This window comes from Enhygromyxa salina (assembly GCF_000737335.2).
Taxonomy (GTDB): Bacteria; Myxococcota_A; Polyangia; order Nannocystales; family Nannocystaceae; genus Plesiocystis; species Plesiocystis salina_C.
This window is the reverse complement of the sequence record NZ_JMCC02000172.1, coordinates 1-10914: the sequence shown is the minus strand read 5'-3', so window position 1 is coordinate 10914 and position 10914 is coordinate 1. Positions and strand designations below refer to the sequence as shown.

Below are 10914 nucleotides of genomic sequence, written 5' to 3'. Positions count from 1 at the left end.
TCCCTCCGGGCACAATAAGAGGGCGTTGCGAGTGCCCGACCGAAGCCACCAGCCCGACCTCGCGGACAGCGATCCATGACAACGCAAATTAGCGCCTTGAGCCCTCCGTGCCCGGAGGGACCCTCACGGGTCGTGCGCGCTGCCCGGTCAGCACATCGGCCCCCCCACCCGCTCACGGAGGCGATGTCCATGCAGAGTCTACATGCTCGACGGTCTGAGGCGTGTGGGGGTCGAAAGAGACTCCGCTACATGCTCGCGGCTTCGGCTCGGGCGTGTAGGCCCTGCAGCCCAGCACCGACCGTGATCGTCTGGGGGTGCAGGCTCGCTGCGAAGCGCTCGAGGTGGGAGAGGGTCGCGGTGATGTTGGGGAGCTCGGCCAGCGCCGCGGGGACGACCGCGCGCAGCTCGTGGCTGCGTCCGACGACGCCCTCGAGCACGGGGATCAGCTCGTCGTCCGCGGGCGTTGTCGCGAGCCGGTCGATGTTGGGCAGCAACGCGATGCCCAGGCCAAGACCGGCGAACTGGCGCAGCAGGTTGAAGTCGTTGGTCGTCAACCTTGGCTCGATCCCAAAGGTCCCGCCGTCGCGGCTTGGCCAGCGCGAGCTGGCGGCGCCCGGGCCTCGCCAGCCCAGCAACAAGTGATGCTCGAGCTCGCTGATCGAGCGCGGCACACCGTGGCGGTGCAGGTACGCCGGGCTGGCCTCGAGCCGCTCGCTCATGCGCAGCAAGGTGCGCGACTGCGAGTGGCCCGGGGGCTTGTCGCGGCCCGCGTCGATCGCAATGTCGACGTGGTCGATGAGCTCCGCTAGGGGGTCGTCACACACGCGCAGGTGCAGGCGCAGCGCGGGGTACTTGGCCTGAAACAGACCAAACAAGCGGGTCAGCTGCTGGGCCGGCAGCCCGGCCGCGACGCCAACGCGGACCTCGCCGCGCGGGGTGTCGTCGAGGTTGCGCAGCGCGTCGATCAGCGCCTGGTTCTCGCGCAGCATTGTCCGACCCTGACGCGCAAGCAGCTCGCCCGCGCGGGTCGGAACGACCCCGCTGCGGCTGCGCTCGACCAGGGCCACGCCCGCGCGCGCTTCGAGGGCGTCGACGCGGCGGCGCAGGGTCGCGCGAGGCTGCTTGACGGCCTCGGCCGCCGCTTTGAACGAACCGCTGTCGATCACGGCAAGGAGGGCGCGGGTCTCTTCGAAATCCATGGCTTCGTCTCTCGAGTGGGGGTGGACCGATGCGAACTGTCGCGGACTGTCGTCAGGCGTCGCTCGGTCTGGGCTGACGGTCCGCCGACGGTCGCTCGCGCGTGCCGAGCCACGCGGCGGCGTCGCACGAGCCCGCTCGTTGCCCGAATTCACCCAACGAGTGGCTGTCGAGGATCACGAACCAACGTCAGTGCCAGACGCATGCCAGGCCGCCGTCGGCCAGGCTCGCGCGCCCTGTGAGCCAGGCTGCCCGCGCCCTGTGAGCCAGGCTGCTCGCGCCCTGTGAGCCAGGCTGCTCGCGCGGCGAGCAACACGACGGGTTCGCGCTACTGCGCCTTGACCACTTCTTCGTTGGCCGACTCGTCGACCAGCCCGAGCGGGACCAGCTTGCTTGGCTCACCGGAGCACACCAACCACAGCTGGTACGCCGTACGCGTGGTCGCAATGTGCAGCAGGTGGCGAGACCCATCGCGCACGGGATAGTTTTGCCGGGTCGGATCCAGCACGACCACGTAGTCGAACTCGAGGCCCTTGACCTGGCGGACGTCGGTCACGTCGATCCCCGGCAAGAAGGTGAAGTCCTGGCGCGCGACCAAGCGCAGGCGCGGGACTTCGGCGATCCGCAGCGCTTCATAGTAGGCCTCGGCCTGCTGCGGATAGCGGGAGATCAACGCGACCGAGGCCGTCGGCTCGCGCTGCATCAAGTTGCGCAGCGCCTCGCCCAAGAACGCGACCGCCTCGCCCATGTCGGAGAACCCGAAGTAGCTGACCGGCGCGCCGTCGCGGGCGATCAGATCATCGTTGGGATCGTGCAGGTGCCCGAGCACGTGCTGGGCGAGATCCATGACCTGGCGGGTCGAGCGGTAGGTGATCTTGAGCGGCTGAATGGCGACGTGGGGCAGCCCTGCGTCCTCGAGCAGCTGCGGCCAGTCGACGAAGCCGTTGTCGAAGATCATCTTCTGGGCCTTGTCGCCGGCGATCGTCACGCTGCGCCCGGCCGACGCGGTGTCGAGCAGCACCCGGACCTCGAGCGGGCACAGATCCTGGGCCTCGTCGATCACGATGTGCTCGTACTCGAAGCGCTTGCCCTTGATGAACATCCCGCCGCGCTTGGCCTGGATCAGGCGCATGAGCACCGCGTCGTCCTCACCGTCGAGCCGCGGCGGCGTTCGGGCCGGGCGCGGCGGCTCGTCTTCGTCGGGTTCGGGTTGTTGCTCGTCCGCGGTGTCTCGCCAGTCGCTCAGCGCGGCGGCTCGCTTGCCACACCAGCGCGTGATCGTGACCAGCTCGCTCTCGCTGAACGCGTTGGGGGCCAGACGGGCGACCGCGTCGTTGATCCGCGCGGGGTCACCAAACAGCTCGATCCAGTCCGCGATCACGTCGTCGACCTCTTCGCGGAACGCTCGCAGGCTGGTCTCGGCCGCGGCGCGGACGGCGGGAGGCAGCTTGCGGCCCTCGTCCTCGAGCAGCCAGCGCAGGGCCCGGCGGGCGCGGACACTGGGCGGCAGCTTGGCGAGGCTGCGCCAGTGCGCCAGGACTTCGTTGGCGCCCGGTCGGTCACCCAGGCGTTCGATCAGCGAGGTCTCTACGTTGCGCAGATCTTCCGCGACCAGCTCGTCGATCATCGCGATCACGATTGGGTGCTTCTTGAACCGCGCGACCGCCTCGGGGGTCGAGTCCGTGCGCTTGGCCGGGATGTCCAGGCGCAGGCGCTCGAGCATCGCCGCGCTCCAGCGCCGGTAGGTCGTGACCGTGACCCCCTCGACGTTGAGCGAGGGCAGCACGTGGCGGATGTACTCGACCAGCGCCTCGTTGAAGACCACGATCAACATGCGGTCCGGCGAGAACCGGCGGGGATCTTGGAACGCGAGGTAGGCGACCCGGTGCAGCGCGACCGTGGTCTTGCCCGAGCCGGCGCCGCCCTGGATCAAGACCACGCCCGACTCGGGCTTGGTGATCAGGTCGAACTGATCTTTGTCGATCAGCGCCGTGATCTCTTGCAGGCGCTTGTCGGCCCGACCCAGATCTTCTTGCTGGATGCCAAGCCGACCCCGCGGGACCCGAACGGCCGCGCCCGTGCCACCAGAGAGCGTGGGCCGGGCCGCGTGGCCAAGCGCCCGCCAATTGCCCGAGCGCGCGCACACCCAGCTGCCTTGCGGCGCGTCGATCCGGCGCAGCTGGGCGTCGGACACGACCACGCTGCGGCGGATCAGCACGGTGCCCTCGATGCTGCGGTCGTCGAACTCCTCCTCGTACTCGTCGGTCTCGTCGTAGCGGTAGTACAGCCGCGAGACCGGGGCGTTGCGCCAGTCGACGATCGACAGGCCGTCGCCGCCGTCGAGCATCGTGCGCTTGCCGATCAGCACGTCCCGCTGCTTGCCAGCACGAGCCTCGCGCAGCCGCAGGTGGCCAAAGTAGGGGCTCTTGGGATCCACCGGGATGTCCCGACCCGAGCCGCGCTTGGCGTTGAGCGCGGCGAGCTGGTGCATCTGATCCATCAACGAGGGCAGGTCCTCTTCTTTGGCGCAGGCGATCTCGTCGCGCAGCTCGATCATCGAGCTGTTGAGGTCCTCGAACTGGTGCGCGTCGGTGTTGAGCAGCTGCTCGAGCCGAACACGAACGCGCTCGAGGATGTCGAGCTCTGCGTCGACGATCTCGCGGTCTCGTTCAGCGAGCGCTTGCGTCGGGCTTGGCTCGCCCCCGGGCGCTGGGGTCGGGCAGGGTTCGCCCGCGGGCGCTTGCGTCGAAATTGTGGCCGGGTCGGACACGATCGTCGTCCTTAGCAAAACCCGGGGCGGTTGACACCCCTGGGTTTGCCGGGGCGCGAACGGGCAGATGTGCCGGACAAAGCGACGAGCCCAGCCTTCGCGTAGAACACGCAACAGACGCGCGCGTGAGGTCCATGTGGGGGACCATGTGGGGGTCCATGCGGGGGCCTGTGGTATTGCGCGTCATGCCCAACAATTTTGCGCGGGTCCCTGGTCTGTTGGGCGTTGGACTGCTCGCGTGTCTGGCCGGGTGTCGGCCCGAGCCGCCCACGCTGCCGCCGGCAGATGATGGCATTGAACTCACGGCGGCGCCGCCGATCCGCCCAACCGTGGACGCGAGCGGCATGTTCGCGTCGATCGAGTGGCTCGCCAGCGACGAACGCCAAGGCCGCTACACCCTCGACGGCCCGCAGATCGAGGCGGCGGCCAGCTGGATCTCGCAGCGCTACGAGCAGCTCGGGCTCGAGCCCGTGGACGGCGCCACCTCGATGCGCTTGGGCTATCGGCTGCGCACCAAGGTCGAGGCGGGCAAATATCAAGCGCTGATCGTCCAGCGCAAGGGCAAGCCAGTCGAGATCGGCGCCGAACAATTTTCGCCGCGCGGCGAGGGAGTGTCTGGGACCGCCGAGGGCGAGGTTGTCTTCGTTGGCTACGGCCTGAGCTGGACCCGCGAGGCTCAGGTTGGCTCCGGGGCCGGCTCAGAGGCTGAATCAGGCCACGCGATCGACAGCTACGACGATCTTTCCGGCCAGGATCTGACCGGAAAGATCGCCCTGGTGCTCGCCCACGCGCCCAACACCCTGGACCTCATGGCGCTGTTCGGCGCCATGCAGAAGCTGTCCGAGACCTTCGAGGCCGACGCCGCCCCGCTGCGCGAGGCCAACGCGACCGCCAAGCTCGAGAAGCTGCACAAGAAGGTCCGCGAGGATCTCGTCGATCTCGTCGAGCCCTTCGTCGACCCCAAGCTCCTCGGCGACAGCTACTGGAAGGTCGAGGACCCCAAGGCCCGCCTGGACCTGACGGCGCTGGCTAGCGTGTTCATGGCCCAAAACGGCGACCGGCCCAAGTTTGATCTGCGCGAGGCCAGCCTGACCGAGAAGGCCAAGCACCTGGCCGCGGCCGGGGCGGTCGGGGTGATCTTCGTGCAGGGTCCACGCAGCTTCGTCGGCAAGCAGGCACGCGACGCCGACCTGTTGCCCGGGGTCAGCGACGAGGGCCTGCAGTCCAGCCGGGGGGTGCTCCCCGACCCGGCGCCGATCCCCGTGGTCCAGCTGCGTTGGAAGCAGGCCGACAAGCTGTTCTCGATCGGCGGCGAGCCGCTGTCCAAGGTCCAGGCGGCGATCGACGGCGACTACCAGCCGCGCTCCCAGGCGCTGGGTGTCACGGCGCAGCTGAAGACAGAGCTGATCGACGACGGCCTCGAGGTCCCCAACGTGCTCGCGCAGCTACGGGGCGAGACCGAAGAGATCGTGATGATCGGCGCGCACTTCGACCACATCGGCACCGACGAGCTCGGCAGCTGTCGGGCGATCGTCCGCAAAGACGACCGCGACGCGATCTGCAACGGCGCCGACGACAACGCCTCGGGCACCGCGATGCTGCTCGAGCTCGCGCGCGCCTACAAACAGGCCGGGGTCACGCCCAAGCGCACGATCGTGTTCGCGCACTTCTCTGGCGAAGAGCTGGGGCTGCTCGGCTCGCACGCGATGATCGAGAGCTCGCCCTTCGATCAGGGGCAGGTGGTCGCGATGGTCAACCTCGACATGGTCGGGCGGCTTGGTCCGCGCGGGCTTGCGATCGGCGGGCTCGGCAGCAGCGACGACTGGATGCCCCTGCTCGACGAGCTTGGCAACTACGGCATGGAGATCCTCTACGAGGGCAGCACGACCACGCGCAGTGATCACGCGTGGTGGTTTCGCCGCCAGATCCCCGTGCTGTTCTTCTTTACCGGCATGCACGGCGACTACCACCGGGCCGGCGACGAGATCGACGAGATCAACGTTGAAGGCCTTGGCACGATCGGGCAGCTGGTCAGCGATGTGATCTGGGAGCTCGCGGGCGGTCGCGCGATCAACTGGACCGCACCCAAGCAGGGTGACGGGATCGGTCGTGGGCTGCCGGGCAGCGATCCAACCAGCGTGATCCGGCGGGTCGACGTGCACGGCAACGTGGTCGAAGTTGAACCAGAGGTCGATTGACCCAGTGGGTGATGCGGCTATGCTCGGCCCCTCGTGAGTAAGCCGAGCACCAAACCACCGAGCGGCATGCGGGACTTCTTGCCCACGGAGGTCCTGCGTCGCCGCCACGTGATCGACGTGATCGTTCGAGTCTACGAGGCCCACGGCTTCGCCCCGCTCGAGACCCCCTCGATCGAGCACCTCTCCACGCTGTTGGGCAAGTACGGCGACGAGGGCGACCAGCTGCTGTATCGGCTGCTGCACCGCCGCGACGCGCTGGCGCGTCCGCTCGAGCAGGCCGCTGCAGAAGGCCGGACCGCGCTCGAGTCCGAGCTCGCGGATCAGGGGCTTCGCTATGATCTGACCGTGCCGCTGGCCCGGGTCGTCGCGCAGTACAAGGACCTGCCGCGGTTCTTCAAGCGCTACCAGATCCAGCCGGTCTGGCGCGCGGATCGGCCGGGCAAGGGGCGGTTCCGCGAGTTCTACCAGTGCGACGTGGACATCACGGGCACCACCTCGATGCTCGCCGAAGCCGAGGTCTGCTCCGCCGTCGCGACCGTGCTGGGCGAGCTCGGGTTCGAGCAGTTCACGATTCGGCTGAACCACCGCGAGCTGCTGCGCGCGATGATCCGCGCCGCCGGCATCGAAGAGGCGCTCGAGGGCACCGCGCTGGTCGCCGTCGACAAGCTCGACAAGATCGGCCGTGACGGCGTCGTCGCCGAGCTCGAGCAGCGCGGGGTCGCCAGCGCGGCCGGGCAGGCGCTGCTGGACATCTTGGCCACCGGGACCCGCGACAACGCGCAGCTGCTCGAGCAGCTGCGCGGCCAGGTCGACGCGCGTGGCCAGCAGGCGATCGACGCGCTCGCGCAGCTGCTCGAGCTGTGCGCGCACAACCCCGCTGGCGCGCACCTGCAGGTCAGCCCGGATCTGGCCCGCGGGCTTGGCTACTATACGGGTCCGATCTTCGAGATCGCGGTCCCGGATCTGGCCGGCTCGCTCGGCGGCGGCGGCCGCTACGACGACCTGGTCGGCATGTTCGGCAAGCAGCAGGTCCCCGCGGTCGGGTTCTCGCTCGGGCTCGAGCGGATCTTGGTCGTGATGGCCGAGCGCGACATGTTTCCCACCCAGCAGTTTGGCCCGGATCTGATGCTGTGCTGGCTGGGGGTCCCGCCGGCCGCGGTCGTGGGCGTCGCCACCCAGCTGCGCGCAGCCGGGCTCGCGGTCGAGGTGTTCCCGGACCAAGCCAAGCTCGGCAAGCAGCTCCAGTACGCCGACGCGGACGGGGTCAAGGCCCGGTTCGCGGGGATTCTGGGTGACAAGGAGCTCGCCGCTGGCGAGCTGACGATCAAGCACCTCGAGTCCGGGCGCCAGCAGACCATCGCGCTCGCGCAGCTCGACCGCGCCCGGCTGACCGCGTTGGCCAGCGCCGACGAGTAGCGTACGATCGCGCTGCGTTGACCCAGCCCAATTCCAATGAAGAGGCGCCGGTGTTCACTGGCACGGTGCTCGTCGTCGACGACGAGAAGAACATCCGTCGCACCCTGCGAATGGTGATCGAGGGCGAGGGCGCGACCGTCCACGAGGCCGAGACCGGCGAGCGCGCGCTCGAGCTGCTCGAGGCCGCGATCGCGGCCAACGAGGCCGACCCCATGCTGGCCAGCGAGCTGCCCAACGTCGTGATCATGGACGTCATGCTGGGCGGGATCTCTGGGCTCGAGGTGCTCGAGCGGCTCTCGGCGCTGGGCGAGGACGGGCACCCGCCGGTCCCGGTGATCATGATCTCGGGCCACGCCTCGGTCGCCGACGCGGTCCGGGCCACGCGCCTGGGTGCCTTCGACTTCTTCGAGAAGCCGCTCTCGCGCGATCGGGTGGTCGTCTCGGTCCGCAACGCGCTGCGCCAGAGCAAGGCCGAGCGCGAGCTTCGGGATCTTCGCCAGCGCGTGCACGGCGAGATCATCGGCACCGCCGAGCCCATGCGCGAGCTCATGCGCATGGTCGCCAAGGTGGGCCGGACCAAGGCGCGCGTGCTGATCACCGGCGAGAGCGGGACCGGCAAAGAGCTGGTCGCCCGCGCCATCCACGAAGCCTCGGATCGCCACGACCACGCGTTTGTGAAGGTCAACTGCGCCGCGATCCCCCGCGAGCTGATCGAGTCGGAGCTGTTTGGCCACGAGCGCGGCGCGTTCACGGGCGCCGTGGGTCAAAAGAAGGGCCTGTTCGAGGTCGCCCACAAAGGCACGCTGTTCCTCGACGAGATCGGCGACATGGACCTCGACGCCCAGGCCAAGGTCTTGCGCGTGCTGCAGAGCGGCGAGCTGACCCGGGTTGGCGGGCACACCCCGATCCAGGTCGACGTCCGGGTGCTCGCGGCCACGCACCGCAACCTGCAAGAGATGGCCGGCGCGGGCGAGTTTCGTGAGGATCTGTTCTTCCGCCTCGCCGTCGTGCCGATCCGCATGCCGCCGCTGCGCGAGCGGCTCGACGACGTCCCGCTGTTGGTCCGTCACTTCATCAACCAGGCCTGCGAAGAGAACGGCCTGGCCCGCCGCGAGATCGATCCGCAGGGCCTCGCCGCGCTCGCGCGTCACGACTGGCCCGGCAACGTCCGCGAGCTCCGCAACGTGATCGAGCGAATGGTCGTGCTGTCCGACGGCGACCTCGACATCGACGACGTCCCGCCCGAGCTGCGCGCCGACGCGCCCGCCAGCGACGACGCGCGCGGCGGCGAGAGTGACGAGCTCGCAACCGGCGACGCGCGCTTCGCCGAGCTCCTGCGTGGTCAGTCCGAGCTACCGCTCAAGGCGTTCCGCGAGGCGGTCGAGCGCGCCTACATCCTGCAGCGTCTGCGCGACAACGACTGGAACGTCTCGCGCACCGCCGAGGTGCTCGGGATCGAGCGCACCCACCTGCACCGCAAGCTCAAGATCCTCGGCATCCAGCGGGGCGAGCGTTGACCGGGCTGACGCGCGCGCTCGGGGTGGTCTCGCTCGCGGCGCTGTTGCTGGGCTGTCCTGGCGCCGCGCGCAAGACCGAAGCGGGATCCGAGGCCGGCGAGGCCAAGCCGGCCGCGCCGATCCCCGCGACCGAGGCCGAGTTCCTCGCCGAGCTCGTGCCGCTAGATGGCGGCGCCCAGGCGATCCAGGTCGACTACGCGATCACAGGTCCCGCGCTCACCGGCACGATGACCACCTCGATCACGACTGGCGGTCAGCGCCGGGATCAGTGGGAGCTGGTCTCGACCCTGGGCGACACCCAGCTGCGCGCCGCCGGTGTCACGATCGTCAACGCCAAGCAGATCTGGACCGCGAACGAGGGCCACCCCGGTGAGCTCAGCGACAACCACCTCGCCGAGCTCGCCCGCGCTTACCTGCGCCTCGAACCGGACGCCCGCGCGCCGGTCGTGGAGTCGATCCGTGCCTGGCACGCGCTCCTGGCCGAGCAACGAAAAGCCACCGCCGGGGATCGGGCGGAGCTGCTCGGTGTCTCGTGCCTGCAGACGCGGATCGCCGCTCAGAACGTGTGCATGTGGGAGGAGACCGGCCTGCTGCTGCGCTACGAGGGCTCGGCGTTCACGATCGAAGCGACCAAGATCAACCGCGAGCCCAAGCTGCCCGCCAACGCCTTCGAGCTGCCCGCCGAGGCCGCAGGCGCCCAGCGAGCCGAGCCTGCGCACACCTACGACTACGACCAGATCCTCACGGAGATCGCCGCTGGCTCCTACGGCAACGTCTCGCTGCTGGTCGTTGGCAGCAAGAGCATCCCCTCGCTGCGTCTGCCGGATCCGGCGGCTTCATCGAATCCGCAGGATTCTCCCGATCACTAGTGGTTTTGACCTTTGCGCCCGCGCAAAGGAGCGCACCCGAACAAACCTAGATCTCCCTCCCCGCCAGGAGGTCGCTTCGGGTGAGCGACAGAGGGTCGTGCTCTTGGGGTCTGCGGGGGTCGATGTGCTGATCGGGCAGCGCGCACGACCCGTGAGGGTCTCTCCGGGCACGGAGGGCTCAAGGCGCTAATTTGCGTTGTCATGGATCGCTGTCGGCGAGGTCGGGCTGTGGCTTCGGTGATGCACTCGCAACGCCCTCTTATTGTGCCCGGAGAGACCCTCACGGGTCTTCTGTGCGCTTCTCGTCGTTCGAGACGGCGGCTACGCGCTCGGGATCGAAGGGCGTCTTGGGGTCCAACCATGCCTCTTGCGTTGGTTGCACTCGATGCTTGCGGTGGTCGATCGAGCGCTTTCGAGTGGTCGAGCGGTGCAGCGACAGCGCGCGTCCGAGCGCCGATGGAATTTCCGAGTGCAGCGGCCCGTGCACCCCGAGCACGACGTCGACTCGGGCGCTGTCGCACGCGAGCATCCGAGCGGCGTGCAGCGGCGTGGCGTGGCGTGGCGTGGCGTTGCGTTGCGTTGCGTTGCGTTGCGTTGCGTTGCGTGGCGTTGCGTGGCGTGGCGTGGCGTGGCGTGGCGTGGCGTTGCGTTGCGTTGCGTTGCGTTGCGTTGCGTTGCGTGGCGTTGCGTGGCGTGGCGTGGCGTGGCGTGGCGTGGCGTTGCGTTGCGTTGCGTTGCGTTGCGTTGCGTTGCGTGGCGTTGCGTGGCGTGGCGTGGCGTGGCGTGGCGTGGCGTTGCGTTGCGTTGCGTTGCGTTGCGTTGCGTTGCGTTGCGTTGCGTTGCGCAAAAAGCCGCCGATGACAACGCGCTCGCAACCGAAGCCGGGGGGGCGCAGGCGATGCTCGAGGTACGCCCGCGAAACCAGTGGATGCCAGCAGGCGTGGACG

The 10914-nt window shown here is 68.9% G+C and carries 7 protein-coding genes; 4 read left to right on the top strand and 3 right to left on the bottom strand.

Going from position 1 to position 10914, the window contains the following annotated elements:
• Window positions 1-245: 245 nt before the first annotated feature.
• Both DB30_RS38860 and DB30_RS38855 read right to left on the bottom strand, forming a co-directional pair.
• Window positions 246-1199 carry a LysR family transcriptional regulator gene (locus DB30_RS38860; protein WP_052558939.1) on the bottom strand — a complete coding sequence of 318 codons (954 nt, stop codon included), beginning with the start codon at window positions 1197-1199 and terminating at the stop codon, window positions 246-248.
• Between the two features lie 326 nt (window positions 1200-1525).
• Window positions 1526-3967 carry a UvrD-helicase domain-containing protein gene (locus DB30_RS38855; protein WP_052558937.1) on the bottom strand — a complete coding sequence of 814 codons (2442 nt, stop codon included), beginning with the start codon at window positions 3965-3967 and terminating at the stop codon, window positions 1526-1528.
• A 185-nt stretch (window positions 3968-4152) separates the two neighbouring features.
• Between DB30_RS38855 and DB30_RS38850 the strand changes: the two genes are divergently transcribed.
• The 4 genes from DB30_RS38850 to DB30_RS38835 are packed head-to-tail and all read left to right on the top strand — an operon-like array spanning window position 4153 to window position 9967.
• On the top strand, window positions 4153-6165 hold the full coding sequence (locus DB30_RS38850; protein ID WP_052558935.1) for a M20/M25/M40 family metallo-hydrolase: 2013 nt from the start codon (window positions 4153-4155) through the stop codon (window positions 6163-6165).
• 33 nt (window positions 6166-6198) lie between these two features.
• Window positions 6199-7581, top strand: a complete 1383-nt coding sequence (gene hisS / locus DB30_RS38845; RefSeq protein ID WP_146662609.1) for a histidine--tRNA ligase — start codon at window positions 6199-6201, stop codon at window positions 7579-7581.
• A 17-nt stretch (window positions 7582-7598) separates the two neighbouring features.
• Window positions 7599-9098, top strand: coding sequence for a sigma-54-dependent transcriptional regulator (locus DB30_RS38840; RefSeq protein ID WP_240480431.1), 1500 nt, complete (start codon window positions 7599-7601; stop codon window positions 9096-9098).
• Window positions 9095-9967, top strand: coding sequence for a hypothetical protein (locus DB30_RS38835; RefSeq protein ID WP_052558931.1), 873 nt, complete (start codon window positions 9095-9097; stop codon window positions 9965-9967). The genes DB30_RS38840 and DB30_RS38835 overlap by 4 nt, the downstream gene beginning before the upstream one ends.
• A gap of 280 nt (window positions 9968-10247) precedes the next feature.
• Here the strand turns inward: DB30_RS38835 and DB30_RS38830 are convergent, their stop codons facing one another.
• A complete protein-coding gene (locus DB30_RS38830; RefSeq protein ID WP_165704152.1) occupies window positions 10248-10496 on the bottom strand; it encodes a hypothetical protein in 249 nt (82 codons plus the stop codon).
• Window positions 10497-10914: the final 418 nt, after the last annotated feature.

Excerpts from the sequence above, each read along its gene's own strand:
- DB30_RS38860 (WP_052558939.1), bottom strand. The coding sequence starts at position 1,199 with ATGGATTTCGAAGAGACCCGCGCCCTCCTTGCCGTGATCGACAGCGGT.
- DB30_RS38850 (WP_052558935.1), top strand. The coding sequence starts at position 4,153 with ATGCCCAACAATTTTGCGCGGGTCCCTGGTCTGTTGGGCGTTGGACTG.
- DB30_RS38830 (WP_165704152.1), bottom strand. The coding sequence starts at position 10,496 with ATGCTCGCGTGCGACAGCGCCCGAGTCGACGTCGTGCTCGGGGTGCAC.